This is a genomic window from Paenibacillus sp. FSL P2-0089 (assembly GCF_038595095.1).
Classification (GTDB): Bacteria; Bacillota; Bacilli; order Paenibacillales; family Paenibacillaceae; genus Paenibacillus_AQ; species Paenibacillus_AQ silagei.
Genome location: NZ_CP152006.1, coordinates 6371875 through 6389879, shown reverse-complemented (window position 1 = coordinate 6389879; position 18005 = coordinate 6371875). Strand labels below are relative to the sequence as shown.

Annotated in this window: 17 protein-coding genes; 15 read left to right on the top strand and 2 right to left on the bottom strand. The window is 56.0% G+C overall.

Annotated features, from left to right (window positions below; translation table 11 throughout):
* Nucleotides 1-34 precede the first annotated feature (34 nt).
* Together NST69_RS26880 and NST69_RS26875 are read left to right on the top strand one after the other, a co-directional pair.
* Nucleotides 35-1615, top strand: a complete 1581-nt coding sequence (locus tag NST69_RS26880) for a response regulator (protein ID WP_342547575.1) — start codon at nt 35-37, stop codon at nt 1613-1615.
* A 107-nt stretch (nt 1616-1722) separates the two neighbouring features.
* Nucleotides 1723-2727 (top strand): HD-GYP domain-containing protein, encoded by a 1005-nt coding sequence (locus NST69_RS26875; protein WP_036730433.1) that lies wholly within the window; start codon nt 1723-1725, stop codon nt 2725-2727.
* Between the two features lie 7 nt (nt 2728-2734).
* Here NST69_RS26875 and NST69_RS26870 read toward each other — a convergent pair whose 3' ends face one another.
* On the bottom strand, nt 2735-3922 hold the full coding sequence (locus NST69_RS26870; protein WP_342547574.1) for an N-acetylmuramoyl-L-alanine amidase: 1188 nt from the start codon (nt 3920-3922) through the stop codon (nt 2735-2737).
* Between the two features lie 239 nt (nt 3923-4161).
* Between NST69_RS26870 and NST69_RS26865 the strand changes: the two genes are divergently transcribed.
* Both NST69_RS26865 and NST69_RS26860 read left to right on the top strand, forming a co-directional pair.
* Entirely contained in the window at nt 4162-5163 is a 1002-nt protein-coding gene (locus NST69_RS26865; protein ID WP_342547573.1) for a TIR domain-containing protein, read from the top strand.
* 4 nt (nt 5164-5167) lie between these two features.
* Nucleotides 5168-5395 carry a hypothetical protein gene (locus NST69_RS26860; protein WP_036730425.1) on the top strand — a complete coding sequence of 76 codons (228 nt, stop codon included), beginning with the start codon at nt 5168-5170 and terminating at the stop codon, nt 5393-5395.
* 800 nt (nt 5396-6195) lie between these two features.
* On the opposite strand, the gene NST69_RS26855 is transcribed toward NST69_RS26860, so the two are convergent.
* Nucleotides 6196-7344 (bottom strand): LLM class flavin-dependent oxidoreductase, encoded by a 1149-nt coding sequence (locus NST69_RS26855; protein ID WP_209876710.1) that lies wholly within the window; start codon nt 7342-7344, stop codon nt 6196-6198.
* 394 nt (nt 7345-7738) lie between these two features.
* On the opposite strand from NST69_RS26855, the gene NST69_RS26850 reads away from it, so the two are divergent.
* The 11 genes from NST69_RS26850 (at nt 7739) to NST69_RS26800 (ending at nt 17830) form a co-directional block, all read left to right on the top strand.
* On the top strand, nt 7739-8515 hold the full coding sequence (locus NST69_RS26850) for an ABC transporter ATP-binding protein (protein ID WP_342547572.1): 777 nt from the start codon (nt 7739-7741) through the stop codon (nt 8513-8515).
* A 102-nt stretch (nt 8516-8617) separates the two neighbouring features.
* Nucleotides 8618-9439: an ABC transporter permease gene (locus tag NST69_RS26845; RefSeq protein ID WP_342547571.1), complete on the top strand. Its 822-nt coding sequence runs from the start codon at nt 8618-8620 to the stop codon at nt 9437-9439.
* A 15-nt stretch (nt 9440-9454) separates the two neighbouring features.
* Nucleotides 9455-10342 (top strand): ABC transporter permease, encoded by an 888-nt coding sequence (locus NST69_RS26840; protein WP_342547570.1) that lies wholly within the window; start codon nt 9455-9457, stop codon nt 10340-10342.
* 51 nt (nt 10343-10393) lie between these two features.
* Nucleotides 10394-12001, top strand: a complete 1608-nt coding sequence (locus NST69_RS26835; protein WP_342547569.1) for an FAD-binding protein — start codon at nt 10394-10396, stop codon at nt 11999-12001.
* Nucleotides 11998-12330, top strand: a complete 333-nt coding sequence (locus tag NST69_RS26830) for a ferredoxin family protein (RefSeq protein WP_342547568.1) — start codon at nt 11998-12000, stop codon at nt 12328-12330. Before NST69_RS26835 ends, NST69_RS26830 begins: the two co-directional genes overlap by 4 nt.
* A 53-nt stretch (nt 12331-12383) precedes the next feature.
* Entirely contained in the window at nt 12384-13451 is a 1068-nt protein-coding gene (locus tag NST69_RS26825; protein ID WP_342547567.1) for an ABC transporter substrate-binding protein, read from the top strand.
* Between the two features lie 29 nt (nt 13452-13480).
* Nucleotides 13481-14281, top strand: coding sequence for a dienelactone hydrolase family protein (locus NST69_RS26820; RefSeq protein ID WP_342547566.1), 801 nt, complete (start codon nt 13481-13483; stop codon nt 14279-14281).
* A gap of 44 nt (nt 14282-14325) precedes the next feature.
* Nucleotides 14326-15933: an FAD-binding protein gene (locus tag NST69_RS26815; RefSeq protein ID WP_342547565.1), complete on the top strand. Its 1608-nt coding sequence runs from the start codon at nt 14326-14328 to the stop codon at nt 15931-15933.
* Complete coding sequence (locus tag NST69_RS26810; protein ID WP_076084645.1) at nt 15930-16274, top strand: ferredoxin family protein; 345 nt, start codon at nt 15930-15932, stop codon at nt 16272-16274. The genes NST69_RS26815 and NST69_RS26810 overlap by 4 nt, the downstream gene beginning before the upstream one ends.
* Nucleotides 16275-16603: 329 nt before the next feature.
* Nucleotides 16604-17278, top strand: coding sequence for a Na-translocating system protein MpsC family protein (locus NST69_RS26805; protein WP_076084642.1), 675 nt, complete (start codon nt 16604-16606; stop codon nt 17276-17278).
* Nucleotides 17279-17428: 150 nt separating this feature from the next.
* Nucleotides 17429-17830 (top strand): response regulator, encoded by a 402-nt coding sequence (locus tag NST69_RS26800; protein ID WP_076084640.1) that lies wholly within the window; start codon nt 17429-17431, stop codon nt 17828-17830.
* The last annotated feature ends 175 nt before the right edge of the window (nt 17831-18005 follow it).

Genomic DNA, 18005 nt, shown 5'->3' with positions numbered 1-18005 from the left:
CGAATAGAGACTATTTCTTGAAGGAGCGGCTGAGATGAAGGTGCTGATTGTAGATGATGAGAAGCATGTGCGGGAGGCCATCCGGTATTTTGTTCCGTGGGACAGCTATAACATCTCTGGGATCTATGAGGCAACCAACGGGCAGGAGGCGACACGGATTATGCAGGAGCATCAGCCGGCTGTCGTCTTCACGGATATGCGGATGCCGCTGATGGACGGGGCGGAGCTGCTGGAATGGCTGCACCGTCATTATCCGCATACGAAGACGATTGTCATCAGCGGGTATCAGGATTTCAATTATGTGAAGCCTGCTATCGTATATGGCGGTACGGATTATCTGCTGAAGCCGCTGAACAGCAAGCAGCTGATTGCCTCTGCGGAGCATGCCTTCAAGCTGTGGATGGAGGAGGAGGCGGAACGGAAGCGGCGCCAGCGCCAGAACATGCAGCTGAACGCGCTGCGTCCGCTCTACTGGGACAAGATGCTGTCCGATCTGGTGAGCGGGCAGGCCTCGTTCCATGAGCTGAAGCTGGCCCTCTGTGAAGAGCTGGGAATGCCGATTGGGGCGCAGGAGTGCAGAATCGCTGTAATCCCGCTGCAAGGCGCAGATTGTCATCTGCTGCGGAGATTCCATGGAGATGTAGCCTTGACGGCCTTCGTGCTGGCCAATGTCTGCAATGAAGTGATGGCAGAGGGCCAGAGCGGCTACGCCTTCCGCAACTGGCAGGGCGGAGGCGAGCTTGTAGTGCTGCTGTGGAGCGCTGTAGCGCAGGCGGAGGAGATACTTAACCGCATGAATGAAGCTATCGCCCAGGCGTTCGGTGTTCAGCTGGATATCGGGCTTAGTCCGCTGAACCCGTTGCCGGAGGGGCTGCGGCCAGCTTTGGAACAGGCAGGCCAGGCGCTTGCGGAGCGGAATCTATTGCAGCGGGACGGGCGTATTCATCTCTTCAGGAAGCGTGGGGAAGGGAGTAGACCTGTAAACGACTACGGCCTGGAGGAACGGCTGGACAAGCTTAGAGTCGCCGTCTTGTCCGGCGATCTGGAGCGGATGGAGCGGGTGGCGGAGGAGTGGGCCCGACATCTGGCAGGGCTGCCGCTGCTCACGGAGAGCAGTCTGCTGCATCAGCAGACGGAGATGCTGGACGTTCTGAAGCGCTGGCGGCCGGAGGCAGAGATTAGCCTGGAGTGCTGTTATGACGCTGAAGGGCTGTTCTCGGTGGAGAACTGGCAGTGCCGGCTGAAAACGCTGCTTCACCACTTGTCCAAGGGCAGCCCGCAGACGCCGGATAGCCGGCTCGTCCAGGAGATCAGGGAGTACCTGGACCGGAACTATGCGCAGGAGATGACGCTGCAGCATATTGCGGAACGCTTTTTCATCAGCAGGGAGAATGTATCTCGCAAGTTCAAGCAGATCACCGGGGAGAATCTGTCGGATTATCTGACCGGCCTCCGGGTGGATAAGGCGAAGACGCTGCTCTTGAATACGAATCTGCGGCTGTCGCAGATCGCGGAGCTAGTGGGCTATGAGGATGAGAAGTATTTCAGCCGTGTCTTCAAAAAAAACGCCGGCATCACGCCAAGAGAATACCGCAAGCAGGAGGAAGAAGCCTGAGTATGTAAGGTTCACGGACTGCCTGTCAGCATTTCCCGGCCTGCAACCGATAATAGCTATATGGGCAATAAATACATAGCTGCGGTTATTGGGGAGGGCTGGATAGTATGGACAATGATCTGGGAAGAACGATTAAGAATGACCTGATTAATGCCTACGGAGTGACTGTAATTCCGGCGGGAAGCCGGCTGAATGCCGAGCATCTGGAGCTTATCCGCAAACAAAAAATCGACAGGTTCGACATTCTTTTTGCAGATGAGGCTGACCAGGCGCCCCCCTATCAGAAGATGGTCAACAGTACAGTGGACCTGTCCAAGGAATTATTCGAATCTTACCGAATCTCCCGCAAAATCCCGCTGGCGGATATCCGCAAGGAGGTGCTTCCGGTCATCCAGGAGATCTCGCGCAACCCGGATATCTTCGCCTTATTCCATTCGGTGCAGGGCAAGGATGATTATACATATGAGCATAACATCGGCGTTGCAGTGCTCTCTACCCTGATCGGCAGATGGCTGGAGATGAGTGAAGCGGAGCTGTCCGTGCTCTCCATGGCTGCAACCCTGCATGACATCGGCAAGCTGAAGATACCCTCAGAGCTGCTGAATAAGCCCGGCAAGCTGACGGACGAGGAATACACCCAGGTGAAGAAGCACACGGTCTACGGCTACGAGATCCTCAAAGAAACCACCGGAGCCAATTCACGCATTGCCCTGGTGGCGCTTCAGCATCATGAGCGAAATGACGGGAAGGGGTATCCGCTGGGGCTGAAGGACGAACAGATCGATCCGTACAGCAAAATTGTGGCCGTGGCGGATATTTTTCATGCGATGTCCAGCAAGCGCCCGTATCATGAACCGACGCCGTTCCATATGATTGTGGATCAGATGAGAAGAGGCAGCTTCGGCGCGCTGGACCCGCATATTGTAACCGTTTTTCTGGAAAATATCGTGAAGCGGTCTGTTGGGCGTGAAGTGGTCCTAACCGATGGCCGGGTCGGCGAGATTGTCTACTTGAACCCGCATGACATCGAGACTCCGCTGATCCGCATCGGGGATGAATATATTGACCTCAGCAAAAGAACGGAGCTTAACATCCGGGAGATCAGTCTCTGATTCCAATCTACTTGTTGAAATAATCGGCCACTCCCTCAGCGACCGCCTGAGCCGCCTTCCGCTGATAAGACGCCTTGCGTACAATTGCTTCGTCGTACGGGTTCGACAGGAAGCCCAGCTCTACCAGGGTGGCCGGCAGCGGGTTCTCCCGCAGAATATGATAGTCGCCGAAGGAGAGGCCGTTGCTGCGCAGGCCGATGCCCTCACCCAGCCGGGTCTCCACTGCCCGGGCCAGCCGCAGGTCGTTCTGCTGCGAATAGAAGAAGGTCAGCGTGCCGGAGACATTCTTCGGTGATGAATTATAATGAATGCTGACAAAAGCGTCCGCACCGAGCTGCCGCCCAAGCTGCACCCGCTGGGAGAGCGCAGGCTTCTGGTCCCCGCGGGTCCGGGTCATCTCCACTCTGGCTCCCTTGGCGGTCAGATAATCCCGCAGATACAGGGAGGTCTGGAGCGTCAGATCCTTCTCCATCGTGTTATAGGTTGTCCCGAGCATGCCCGGATCGGTGCCGCCGTGGCCGGGGTCCACTATGATCAGCTTGCCCCGGATACTGCCGGATTTCCGTACCACACTCGGAGTCTGGCTATTTGAGCTGACCGTGCTTGCGCTGCGGACGGTTCCGCCTGACAGATACCCGGAGGATACCCAGCCGACCGTTCCTCCGGCGGTGCGGACCCGCGACCACTCTCCCTGCCGGAGCAGGAGTGTCACCTTGTTGCCGGATTGCAGGGAACCGACCACCTCATAGCCGGTTCCCGGCCCGCTGCGGATGCGCAGGGAAGACGCGGTCACGACAGCCGTTCCGCTGGAGGCCGAGGTGGTCTTAACCGCCGTCTTGGCAGATGCCTTGGAGGCGGTGGAGCTGGAAGAGGTGCTGGCGGAAGAAGTGCTGGTGGACGAGCTTCCGCTGGTACGCTTCAGATAATAACCGGCTACCCAGCCGGAGACAGCACCGGCCCGTACCTTGAGCCAGCCATGCTGCTCTTCAGTGACGGTAACGGTGGCTCCGGCAGCCAGAGAGCCTGTGACCGCAGCGTTTGCAGCAGGCTCACTGCGTACATTCAGAGAGCTGGCGAACACTTTGGCCGTGTAAGCAGTTGCAGCATAAGCGGTAGAAGACGGCAGGACAGGTGCCAGTATGGATGAAGTCAGCAGACAGGCTGACAGGACTGCAGTATGTAATTTTTGTCGCATACAAATAAATCCTCATTTCCCGGAGAGATAACAATCTATTACCCGTTTCATCGGCAGGAGAATACCGAAAATTTAAAATTGAAGATAAATACCTATTCCAACTACCGATAACAACGATGATGATTACAGTACTCTCATCTTCCCATACGGCTGTTGAATATCGCTTGAAGCCCTATTCGTTGGCAGGAAATGTCTGTATAATTATTACATATTGGGGAAACAGACAAAGGAGTGCCGCCGTGATCAGACCTAGATTATTCATTGGTTCTTCCAGAGAATCTATCCGCTATGCCAGGGCTATCCACGAACAGCTGAAGCGGACCGCTGAGGTCCATCCGTGGTATGCCGCTGCTTTCCGGCCGAATGAATACACCATGGAAGCGCTGGAGCGGAATCTGGATATCAGCGATTTTGCCGTCTTTGTGTTCTCGCCGGATGATGTAGCCCGGATTAGGGGTAAATATTATTATGTGACCCGGGACAACACCCAGTTCGAAATGGGCCTGTTCTGGGCGCGGCTGCGGCGCGGCCGGGTCTTCTGCCTGCTGCCGGATCAGGTACCCGCGCGCAGTGATCTGATTCCGGGTGAGAATGTGGAAGAGTATCATCTGCTGTCGGATCTGTCGGGACTAACCCCGCTGGAATATGAGTGGCAGCACGAGAATGTTACAGCAGCGGTGGATGTGAGCTGCGGCAAGATCATCGACAGTATTCAGGCGCAGGGGATGTACCACGACCCGGCTGTAGAGATGTTGCAGCTTCGGGCAGAGCTTAGGCGAAAAGAAAGTATCCTTCACTTCTTTTGGCAATATAATAATAATGTAACGCCACCCCAGGCAGCCGAGAAATATCAGGCACTGAGCGAAGCCGTCCGCAATTCATTCCTGCCCCCGGAGGATTGCCGGGTCATCGGAGCCGCCATGTGGCGGGCCGAAGCGGAAGCGGGCCTGAAGCAGGTCGGCGGCAATGTGGGACGCGGGCAGATGTATCCGTTCGCCGCCTTCGAGGACGGAAGTGTGAAGCCGGGGGTGCTGGATGCTTTTCTGGCAAAAGAATGGACTTTTTTACAGCGTACGGAAGTTGCGGAGGTATATATCCTATGCTATCCTTTAGGGGAGAACCATGTGCTGTCCGTGCACTTCTCGGGAAATCAGAGATTATCGGGAGAGGATATTACAGCAGTCGTGGCCTATAACCGGGATTTGTTCCGCACCGTCAATCATTTAGTGGGAGGGGACTAACAGGATGAAGAATATGAAGAATGCCGTTAGTGTATCCAGTACTGTCCGCCGGTCTGCAAGCGGTGACGGCAACAGCGCGGGAGGCAAAGGCCGCTCCAGACGCAAATCCGGCCCCAAGCTTACGCCCTCAGCGTCAAGCGTCTATTTGGCACCATCCGTGGAGGGTGGAGACGACGAGTACAAGAAGCTGGTCAGCGGTAAAGTGGATAATAACAAGCCTTCATTTGCCTGAACATTGGCTAAATCATACTATTGAACAGGTCCCCAGCAATCGCTGGGGGCTTTTTTTGCTGTTTGAGGAACGGCGGCCAACGACTTAGGGAATGCGAAGTTATGCGCTCTCCTGATGGGCTTGCTCACTCACATCCGTGGCATCCTCCGTCAGCCGGGTCTTGAACTCAAACTAATATAAGGAATTAGGGTGATATGTGGACTCCGCTGGGAGCGGGCTGGATGGAGAAATGAAAGGGATAAATCCCATTGGTGGCGCTGAAAGTGGGCTGGATGGGGAAATGAAAGGGATAAATCCCATTGATGACGCTGAAAAGTGGGCTGGACGGGGAAATTAAAGGGATAAATCCCATTGATGACGCTGAAAAGTGGGCTGGACGGGGGAATTAACGGGATAAATCCCATTGATGACGCTGAATAGTGGGCTGGATGGGGGAATTAAAGGGATAAATCCCTTTGGTGGTGCTGAAAGTGGGGCGGACGAGGAAATTAGAGGGATAAATCCCATTGGTGGCGCCGAAAGTGGGCTGGATGAGGAGTGCAAGTTAGCTAAATGAGCGAATGAGGAGCACAAGTGCACCTGAATCGAGCAAAAGTTGGCTAAATGAGCGAATCAGGAGCACAAGTGCCCCTGAATCGAGCAAAAGTTGGCTAAATGAGCGAATCAGGAGCACAAGTGCCCCTGAATCGAGCAAAAGTTGGCTAAATGAGCGAATCAGGAGCACAAGTGCCCCTGAATCCAACAGATGTTAGTTAAATGAGCCAATCAGTTAGGCGGCGCCCCATCCAGCGCAATGGCCCCTATTGCGCGGAGGAAATTCCGCGCTGCTTCTTCGCAACCTCGCGGCGCACCACCGGGGCGACCTCGGTGGCGAGCAGCTCGATAGCGGCGGCTACTTTGGCGTAAGGCAGGCCGCCGATGTCGAGCTGGGTCATGAAGCGGTTATGGCCGAACAGCTCATGCTGATAGAGAATCTTCTCGATAATCTGCTGCGGGCTGCCCACGGCCAGGGTGTTGTCCGGCGAGGTGAACCGGCCGAACTCGCTGCGGGAGATCCGGTACTCCTGACCGGGGCGCGGGCTGATCGCATTACGGTAGCTGTAGTAATAAGGGTAATACTCATCCAGTGCCTGCTGAGAGGTCTTGGCGATGTAGCCATGGCTGGTGATGGCGATCTTCAGGTCCTCCGGCTGGTGGCCGGCGGCTGCCCCGGCGCGGCGGTAGGTGCCGGCCAGATTCTGGAAGGGCTCCGGGCTGCCGCTCAGGATAGCGATAGCCATGCCTATGCCAAGGGCCCCGGCCTTCTCAGCACTTTCGGCTGAACCGCCGATGCCGACCGAGAGCGGCAGTCTCTGCTGCAGCGGACGTGGAGCGATCTCGGCGTTATGCAGCGGGGAGCGGAATTTGCCCTTCCAGTTCATGACTTCATGCTGGTTCAGTGTGAGCAGCAGGTCGAGATTCTCGCTGAACAGCTGCTTGTAATCTTCCAGCTCGTAGCCGAACAGCGGGAAGGATTCCAGAAAAGCGCCGCGTCCGGCAATGATCTCGGCCCGACCGCCAGACAAGAGGTCCAGGGTGGCGAAATCCTCGAAGACACGGACCGGATCAATGGTACTTAGCACGGTCGTAGCGCTGGTAAGCTTGATCCGCTGTGTAACCTGGGCAATAGCTGCCAGGACAACGGGCACCGATGAGATTACGAAATCCAGCCGGTGATGCTCGCCTACGCCGAATACATCCAGTCCGGCTTCATCGGCCAGCTTCGCGGCTGCAATGACTTCCTGCAGGCGTTGGGCGGGGCTGATCCGCTGCCCTGTATGGCAGTCGGTAACAATATCGCCCAATGTATAAATGCCGAATTCAAACTCCGGCAGGCTTGCTTCTTTTTCTTGAGCATCCGCTTGTGTATTTGCTTGCGCATTAGCTTGTGTATTCCCTTGATTGTTCATGGTACAGACCCCTTATCATCCAGAATGGTGAGCAGCAGTTATCTTTTAAGCTTGTCCGTTAGTGCAAGGATATAGCCCAGTATATCACAATTACTTACTAATTGTAAGTATATGAGTGGAAGTTTGCGATTAGCTATTAACATTGTCTGGTTCATCGTTACTGTTTCATAGTTTCAGAAGAATGTCAGCAGTAAATCAAATTAATCCGCCTGGATATTGTGTATTTTTATTGACAGATTACCTGATGGATGATATTTTAAATTTACAAATTCCAATCAACTTACTTTGGATTATATTTTACCGACTGTTCATACAGAGGTGCCTGCGTGATTGTTGCGCGAGGTCCCTCTGTTTTTTTGTTGCTAAGGGAATTCAGCCAGAAGGAGGAGCAGAGATGGGAGAGGCTTTGTTGTCTATCACAGAACTGAATAAGCACTTTGATACCGCTGGAGGCAAGGTGCAGGCGCTGGAGGATGTCGAGCTGGAGGTGCAGGAGGGGGAGTTCATCACGGTGATTGGACCCAGCGGCTGCGGCAAAAGCACCCTGCTGCGCATCATTGCCGGTCTGGATACCGGCTATACCGGCAGTGTTACCCTGGAGGGGGAAGCGATCAGCGGGCCGGGAATCGATAAGGGGTTTATTTTTCAGGAGCACCGCTTGTTTCCCTGGCTTACGGTAGAGAAGAATATTGCCTCGGATCTGCCGCTGGGCAGGCCGGATATCCGGCAGCGGGTAGATGAGCTGATTGAGCTGGTGAAGCTCGGCGGCTTCGAGAAGTCCTATCCCCGTGAGCTGTCGGGCGGGATGGCCCAGCGGGTAGCGATTGCCCGGGCGCTGCTGCGCAGTCCCAAGGTTCTGCTGCTGGATGAGCCCTTTGGTGCGCTGGATGCTTTTACGCGGGCGCATATGCAGTCGGTGCTGCTCGACATTTGGCAGCGGAACCGGACGACGATGATTTTTGTGACCCATGATATAGATGAAGCCGTGTTCCTGGGGAACCGGGTGGTGATTCTGGAGCCTCGTCCCGGCCGAATCCGTAAGATCGTTCCCATAGACCTGCCGTATCCGCGCTCCAAAACAACAACCTCCTTTCAAGAGCTGCGGCTCAAGGTATTGAATTACTTCGAGAAGGTGGAGGAGCTTGAGCTGAAGGACGGGGCCGGAATATAAAGTGAATCCAAATGCTTATTATGGAAAAGTGAGGGTAAGTGTTGATTTATATCCGACTTAATCCATGCGAATATATTAATTAATTCAGAAGGAGGGACAGCCATGGCAGAGCGGACTGTAGCTGTAGGGAATGCCGGAAAAACCGGACAGCCTGATGGACCTGGAAAAGTGGTCATTGCCGGTCTGGGGCTGCTGCTTCCGGCAGGGGTGCTGATCCTGTGGCAGATTCTGGGCTATTACGGAGTGATCTCGGAGATGCTGTTCCCGACACCTTATACGATTGCCCAGTCGTTCATTACGCTGGCGTCTACCGGGGATTTATGGAGCAACCTGAGAATTAGTGTCGTGCGGGCATTGTCAGGATTTCTGCTTGGGGGCGGGCTCGGTCTGTTCTTCGGCATCCTGGTCGGATTATTCCGCCGGTCGGAGAAGCTGCTGGACCCCTCGCTGCAAATGATCCGGATGATTCCGAGCCTTGCCGTGGTGCCGCTGTTCATTCTCTGGTTCGGCATCGGCGAAGAATCCAAGGTGCTGCTGATTGCCAAAGGGGCGTTTTTCCCAGTCTATATCAATACCTTTATCGGTATACGCGGGACGGATAACAAGCTGTTTGAGGTAGCCAGAGTGCTTGGCTTCAGCAGAGGGAAGCAGATTGTAAGGCTGGTGCTGCCTGCGGCGGTGCCGAATATTATGCTCGGCGTACGTTTGTCGCTGGGACTCTCCTGGCTGGGACTGGTGGTTGCGGAGCTTATTGCTTCTACCTCGGGGATCGGCTACATGATGTCAGATGCCCGCCAGTTTGCCGATACGCCTGTTGTATTTGTCGGAATTATTGTATTTGCCGCTGTCGGACTGCTGAGTGACACGATTGTCCGCCTGATTGAACAGCATCTGCTCCGGTGGCGGGACAGTTATCAGGGATAGGAGGGGAAGAACAGCATGAGTGAAGGGATCGAAGCCATAATCAAGACAGCCAAGGGGGTAAGGGAAGCCCGTGATTATAGCGGAACTGCTTCAATTACTACGGCTAACAACAAGAGAAAGACAGATTCAGTATTCTGGAAAAAGCTTCTGTATGACTGGGGAGCCGGGGCAGCCATTCCCGTAGCGGTGCTGGCCGTGTGGCAGCTTGCCGGGAGCGCAGGCTGGATCTCGCCGGAGTTTCTTCCGGCACCGCTGACGATCCTCTCTGCATTTGCGGATCTGACCGTTAAGGGAGAACTCGTCCATCATGTGGGTGTCAGCATTGGACGGGCGGGCGTCGGGTTCCTGATTGGAGGTATTCTCGGCTTGCTGCTGGGGACATTGACCGGCCTGTTCCGCAGCGCAGCCTATCTGCTGGATCCGAGTGTTCAGATTCTGCGGCTGGTTCCGCATCTGGCGATTGCCCCGCTAATTATTCTGTGGTTTGGCTTCGGCGAGATCTCGAAGGTGGTGATTATCATGAGCGGCTCCTTCTTCCCGCTCTATGTTAATACCTTCATGGGCATCCGGGGAGTGGATAACAAGTTGTTCGAAGTGGCCCGGGTACTGGGCTTCAGTCCACTGCAGAAGGTGCGGCGGCTGATCCTGCCGGCTGCGCTGCCCGGCATTCTCCTGGGACTGCGCCTGTCGATGGCTGTGGCCTGGATCGGTCTGGTGGTTGCTGAACTGATCGGATCACAGTCCGGGGTTGGATTTCTCATTAATGAAGCGAAGCAGAATTCCAATACGGCAGTGATTTTTGTCGGAATACTTATTTTCGCCGTGGTCGGGAAGCTAATCGATTCTCTATTCCGCGTCATCGAACGCAAATTCCTGTACTGGCGTGACAGCTATCAAGGTTGAAGACGGGCTAATGAAACGCTAACGCTAATGAAACCAAGGGGGCAACAACACATGAGCCAACCGGCACTGAAGGAAGCATTGAAACTGACGGCAGATGTACTGGTAATCGGCGGAGGTCCGGCAGGAACATGGGCTGCACTTACAGCCGCAGCCAAGGGAGTGAAGGTGATTCTGGCCGATAAAGGATACTGCGGCTCCAGCGGCGCGACTGCCCCGTCGGGCACAGGAGTATGGTACGTGAAGCCGGAGGAGGAGCTGCGCGAGGCCGCGAAGGCCAGCCGTTATGCTATGGGCGGTAAGCTGGCAGAGCACCGCTGGATGGACCGGGTGCTGGACCGTACTTATGAGAATATGAACAGACTGGGCGTCAGCGGCTATCCGTTCCCGGTGGATGAGGAAGGCAATCCATACCGGCGGGGCCTGCAGGGACCTGAATATATGCGTCTGATGCGCAAGCTGGTGAAGAAGGCAGGTGTGAAGATTCTGGACCACAGTCCCGTGCTGGAGCTGCTCGCCGATGAGCACGGGGTAGCCGGAGCGGCCGGCGTGCAGACCCAGAACGGAGAAGCTTGGAGTGTGCATGCCGGGGCGGTAGTTATCGCTACCGGGGGCTGCGCTTTCCTCAGTAAGGCGCTGGGCTGCAACGTCCTGACGGGTGATGGTTACTTATTCGCTGCTGAAGCAGGGGCAAGCCTGTCCGGCATGGAGTTCTCCAATGCCTATGCGATCTGCCCGACCTTCTCCTCGGTGACGAAGACGGCGTATTACAGCTATGCCAGCTTCTATTACGAGGACGGCAGCGTGGTGGAAGGAGCGGGCTCTAAGAAGGGCCGCTCGGTAATTGCCAGGAATCTGCTGGCGGGCCGCCAGGTGTTCGCGAAGCTTGACGGAGCTGACGAGGCTTTGCAGCCGCTGCTGCGGGTGGCGCAGACCAACTTCTTCCTGCCGTTTGACCGGCGGGGGATCAATCCCTTCAAGGACCTCTTCCCGGTAACTCTGCGGCTGGAGGGGACCGTCCGGGGGACAGGCGGCATCAGAATAACGGATGAGCAATGCGGTACAGGCGTTCCCGGCCTGTACGCAGCGGGGGATGCCGCCACCCGCGAGCTGATCTGCGGCGGATTCACCGGAGGCGGCAGCCATAATGCAGCTTGGGCGATGTCCTCCGGCTCCTTTGCCGGAGAAGGGGCAGCCGCCTATGCAGCCGGACTCGGCCGGCATGCGGATCACCGCGCACCTGTCGGGTTATCCTCTTCACCGCTGGTTCACCAGGAGGTGAAGGCGGGAGCGGCGGCCAGAACTGCAGAATATGTGGAGGCTGTGCAGGCAGAAGTCAAAGCGTACGATATCAATTTGTTCCGTACAGAGCAGGGGCTGGCGTCTTCGCTGGAACGTCTGGACGGACTATGGAAAGAGCAGCGCAGCCGGGAAATCCAGCGCACGCCGGAAGGCGTGAAGGCGCGTGAAGCTGAAGCGATGACGGCAACGGCACGCTGGATGTACAACTCTGCACTGGCCCGCACCGAGACCCGGGGAATGCACAAACGGGAGGACTTCAAGGGAAGTGATGACAGCCAGCATCACCGCTTAATCAGCGGCGGACTGGATCAGGTATGGGTGAAGCCAGAAGAGGTAGCGAAGGAGAGTGTATTGTTGTGATTGAAGTCATCAGCGCTGAGCGGTGCGTAGAATGCAACCAATGTGTATCCGTCTGCCCGACCAACGTATTCGACCGGGTAGAGAACGGAATTCCCGTGATAGCCCGGCAGAGCGACTGCCAGACCTGCTTCATGTGTGAGCTGTATTGCCCGGTGGACGCGCTGTATGTCGCTCCGGATTCCGAGGAGATTACCGGCATTACAGAGGCGGAGCTGGAGCAGCAAGGCCTGCTTGGCGGCTACCGCGAGAAGGTGGGCTGGGGCAAGGGCAGACAGCCGGTGGCTAGTCATGACTTCATGGTGAAGCTGGCGGCCCGGGCAGGATTCTGATTTCAGATATGCGTGAACAACATCCAGTAGACGACTGAGGGGAGAATACAGCAATGAGCAGATTGTACAGAGAGATTAAGGGTGTATGGAACAAAAGGGGGCGCCTCACGCTGATTACAGGTGTGGTGATGATCATGCTGGTACTACAGGCTTGCGGCAATAATACAGGCTCGGGGAGCAACTCGGCAGCAGGCAGTGGAGGTACCAATACCGCTGAAGCGGCTGGAGGTAAGGCTGCAAGCAATGTTCCGGCCGTGCTGAATTTCGGCTACATCGGCTCCAATAAGCTGAATCTGCCGGGAGGCGCGGAAGGCTGGGGCCTTTACAAGGGCATTATTCAGGAAGAGCTGAAACCATACGGAATTACCGAAATCAAGCTGACAGGCTTCCCGAACGGGCCGGATCAGACGGAATCCTTAATCAGCGGAAGACTTGATTTCGGCAGCCTCGGGGATACCCCGGCGATTATCGCCTACGCCTCAGGAGCCAAGACCCGGCTGATCGCCCAGACTTCAGCGCATACAGTCGGTTATCTGATCGGCAAGAAGGACGGGCCGAAGACGGTGCAGGACCTGAAGGGCAAGACGATTGCCATCCAAAAAGGTTCGTTTATGCACCGTTATGTAGTCGGCTTGCTGAAGCAGGAGGGCGTAACTGATTATAAGCTGGTTCACATGCTGATTCCCGATGCAAGCGCAGCACTGGCCCGCGGCGATGTAGACGCGACCACCAATAACGGTGTGGCGGCGCTTAAGCAGATTGAGCAGGGGTACACCCATTTGGATGATGCCTCGCAGCATCCGGATCTGCTCGGTAGCAGCGCTACCGTAGTGTCAGAGGAGTACCTTGCGAAATTCCCGGATTTCCCCAAGGTCTGGAATGCGGCCCGGGAGAAGGCACTGGCCGACCTGAAGCAGCATGAAGATGAATATTATGCATTCCTGGCAGAGATCGGAGATACCACCCCGGAACTCGCGAAGCAGGTCAATCCAATCAGTGATATCAAGGATACAGCCTTCACAGATGACGGCATTAAGCTGCTGGAGGGCACCAAGAACTTCCTCGTCGATGAGAAGCTGGCCAAGAAGGATTTCAATATCAGCGATTGGCAGCTCAAGTAATTCAACATAGGGAAACGGAGGGAATGCCGATGTCTCATGAAACCTTAACTATTGAACATTTCAAGCTGCCGCTGGAGAATGGGCTGTATCTGGAAGGTGAGGTACGGGTCCCTGCGGGAACGGCACCGAAGCCCGTACTCCTGATCAGCCATGGCTTCAGAGGGCATAAAGATTGGGCGTTCTGGCCGGAGGTCTCCGGCAGAATTGCCGGAAGCGGGTTCTACACTGTAAGCTTCAATTTCTCGCGTATCGCTGCCCGTGATGCTGACGGGATCAGCCCGGAGGAAGCAGCCGAAGCGGCCACGCTGAGCAGGGAGCTGGCGGATCTGGAGCAGTTGCTCCATAGCCTGCTTGAAGGCAGGCTGCCGCTTGCCGGGCTAGCCGACACGGAGCGGATAGCGGTTCTGGGGCATAGCCGTGCAGGCGGGAGCAACATCCTGTTCGCGGCAGAGCATCCTGAGGTGAAGGCGCTGGCAGTCTGGAACGGCGGTGCTGCACCGCAGCCACGGCAGGGTGAAGGTACTGTGGCGCTTACGCCGCAGGAGCAGGCGGTCAGGGAGGATCAGCTGCGGAATAAGGAGCGTTTCAATCTGGAGGAAGCGCTCAGCAGAGTATCGGCTGCTGCGCTGCTGATTCAGGGTGATCAGGACCGTGATGCCCTGCTGCTGCAGCATGCAGTCTTCAGGGAGCAAGCGCCGCAGCACCGGTACCTGAGCATCCGGGGTGCAGACCATACCTTCGGAACGGTAGATCCGTACGAAGGCTCCACCTCTGCGCTGAATGAGGCTGTCACCTCGACGATAGCATTTTTGCAGGAGAAGCTGGCCTGAGCTTATTTCTACATTTCAAAGAACCGTGAAGAGGAGGAAGCGGAATGCCGCAGCAACAGCAGGCTACAACAGATGTTCTAGTGCTGGGTGGAGGCCCGGCCGGAGCATGGGCGGCATGGAGTGCAGCTTCTCAGGGAGCGAAGGTGATTCTGGCCGATAAGGGATATCTCGGAACCAGCGGGGCTACCGCGCCGGGGGGAACGACGCTGCTGGTGATTCCGCCGGTAGCCGAGCTGCGGGAGCAGGCCGTGCAGGACAGACTTAAGGCCGGCGGCTATCTCTCAGAGAATGCCTGGATATACCGTGTGCTGGATCAGGTCGAGGAGAATCTGCAGCTGGTAGAGGAATGGGGGTATCCCTTCCCGAAGGATGAGGAGGGCCGGCCGCTGCGGACGCATCTGCATGGCCCCGAATACATGAAGATTATGCGCAGAGTGGTGCGCAAGGCGGGAGTGCGCATCTGGGATCAATCGCCGGCGCTGGAGCTGCTCCATGATCAGCACGGCGTGGGTGGCGCCCGCGGAATCAACCGCCTGACCGGAGAGAGCTGGGAAGTGAAGGCGAATGCGGTGATTATGGCTACGGGCGGCTGCGCCTTCCTCAGCAAGGGGCTGGGCTGTAATGTGCTTACCGGTGAAGGGCTGCTGATGTCAGCCGAAGCCGGTGCCGAGCTGTCGGGCATGGAATTCACCCGGCAATATGCTCCGAGCTTCGCGGATGGAACGGTCACCCGCGGGCGCATGCTGGCTTGGGCCACGCTGTATGATGCTGCGGGAAGGCCGCTGCACCGGGGCGACCGCACCTTCGGCAGCATTCCCGAGCTGATGCTGAAGGGCCCGGTCTATGCTTCTCTGGATTTGGCTGATACGAACGAGAAGCAGGAATTCCTCCGCAATGCCCACCCGATCTTCTTCATGCCGCTGGAGCGGGCGGGGATTAATCCGTTCAAGGATAAATTTCCGCTTACGCTCCGCTATGAAGGCACGATGCGCGGAACGGGCGGCCTGCGCCTGACCGGCACCGGGTGTGAAACCTCGGTGCCGGGGCTGTATGCGGCAGGCGACGCCGCCTCCCGCGAGAAAGTGACCGGCGCCATCTCCGGCGGCGGCGCCTACAATGCATCCTGGGCCATCTGCAGCGGCAGCTGGGCAGGACGAAGCGCGGCGCGGCTCGCTCTGCAGCAGCCGCATCCGGCGGAGCGCCGGATGCTCCGCGCGGCGGGCCGCTACGGGATGCCGGCTGGCGCCGGCACCTCACGGACGCTGGACGCGAAGCCGCTGATCGCGGCGGTCCAGCAGGAGATCCTGCCGCTGCGGATCAATTACTTCCGCAGCGAGCCCGTAGTCGCTGCCGCCCTGCAGCGCCTGAACCGCCTGATGCCCGAGCTGGGCGGGCAGGTGCCTGCCACGGTTCAGGGCATCGTGCAGTCACGTGAAGCGGCCGCTATGCTGAATGTCGGCCGCTGGATTTACACCGCTGCGCTGGCCCGCAAGGAGAGCCGCGGCCTGCAGCGCCTGGCCGAGTATCCGGCGCTGGACCCGCGCCAGACCCACCGCCTGATTCTCTCCGGCGTTAATACGATCGGTATCCGCACGGAAAGTGTGCCTCATGCCCATGAGCTGCGGATTCCGGGAGAGGAGCGGGCCATATGATTGAGCTGGTTAGCCAGGACCGCTGCATCGGCTGCAGGCTGTGCGTGAAGGTCTGTCCGACGAATGTCTTCGCGATGGAGGGCAAGCTTGCCGTCATTGCCCGCCAGGAGGATTGCCAGACCTGCTTCATGTGCGAAGCTTATTGTCCTGTCGATGCATTGTATGTGGCACCGCAGGCAGATAAGTCTGCGAACCCGGATGAGCAGGAGCTGATTGAATCCGGCCGGCTGGGCAGCTGGCGGAAGGAGATCGGCTGGAATCCGGGGGCGGAGGACACGATGGCAGAGCGGGACACGACACCGTTCTTCGAGGTCTTCACCGAAGCTTACCGCGGCAAGTAGCAAGAGATAAGCAAGTGAATTCACAGGTGTTCCGCAGCCATGCCGGCAGCGGAACACCTTTTTGTATATAATCGCTTCTGACTGACGGGTGCATGTTCTTGTACGTTTCGGCCGTGTCTAAGTAATATGACATAATTTGGGTAATACTAGGAGCACGCCGATACATATAGAAGCAGGCTAAGCTGCTGCAGAAAAATATAAATTATTTTAATATATACTAACTGGGCGGCTACCGATTATACTAAGTTGAACGAACCGTTTCTTCAGCAGGCGGAGCGTCTCCCCAAATCTACACATAGACACTACAATATTATGCTGGAGGAAATTGAATGAGCATTACAGAACTTACTAGCCAACTTTCCAGTTTCACAGGAAGGCTACTGCGGGAACGCTTCGGGAAGGGACCTGAATCGATACATGCCTCTATCGGGGAGCAATGTATAGCACTGCATATCCGTAATTTCATCGGACCTGTGGAGAGGTTTTTATTGAATAAGGAAGAAGAACAGGCGTTTCGTTATACACGGGAGCTTCTGATGAAGTCCCTGCTTCCCGAGCTTGCAGCGTACCTGAAGGAGAGCCTGGCTATTGAGGTCGGCGAGCTTTTTTATGATTGGGGCATTCATAACGCATCGGGGATGATCGTGGCGCTCATCAAGAATGACGACGTACCGATTGATGATTATGCCGGGCGCGAAGAAGTCCATACCCAGATTAACGAGGTGACCAGGAAGGTCCAAAAGGAACCGGTCCATACAGACTCCTGGTGGCTGGGACCCCGCATTCTGATTATTAAGCGTGAAGGCATCATGATTCCTTTGGAGAAGGAATTGATTGGCCTCGGCTATGAGAATACGCTTAAGACTACCAAGCGCAAGATGGAGAAGCGTTATTTGGATGATACCACCACTATAGCCCAGATGCTCGGCAAAGAGCTGGCGGATATTTATGTGGATTGGGATTTCGACAAAGATACCAGCGTGATAGCCTATACTTTTCACTAAAGTCTAACCATATATGAGGTGGAAATGAGTCGGACATGCAAATGAGCCGAACATGAGCCGAAGAAGGGGGAATCGTCCCTTTCTTCGGTTTTTTTATTTTCTGCCCATCTGCCGTTAGGGGTGCTGAGACTTTTTAGGAGGATAAGCTGGATGGAGGAGTGTAAGTGGACGGTATTATATGTAGAAGATAATCAGCTCAATATGGCCTTAGTACACCATATCTTCAAAAGAAATCTGCCCTCCGTATTGCTGCTGAAGGCTGAAACGGCAGAGCTTGGACTGCAAATAGCGCGGGAAGCTCTGCCGGATCTGATTATCCTGGACATCGGGCTTCCCGGACTTAACGGGTATGAAGCTCTGGAAATACTGCAGCAGGATCAGGCAACTTGTCATATTCCGGTGCTGGCGACGAGTGCGTTTGCGCAAAGCTCGGATATTGAGAAGGCCCGGAAGAAGGGCTTTGCCGAATATATCACCAAGCCCTTTCAGGTTAAAGCGTTCACCGAAACCGTGAAGAGGCTGCTCTACGGAGAAGACCTGCAGAAGATTTAGCTTGAAATAGCAACAGGGGATTCATTAAGGTGGGGAGCTGGGGAGATCTCTGTCTGGCGGCGGGTTCACGGGCTGCTGTAATCCGCTGAATAAGGAATTGTCTGTATTCGACATAATGATTTGACTTTCGCCCGATTATGCAAGATATTTATATTGCAGATTTAATATAAAGGAA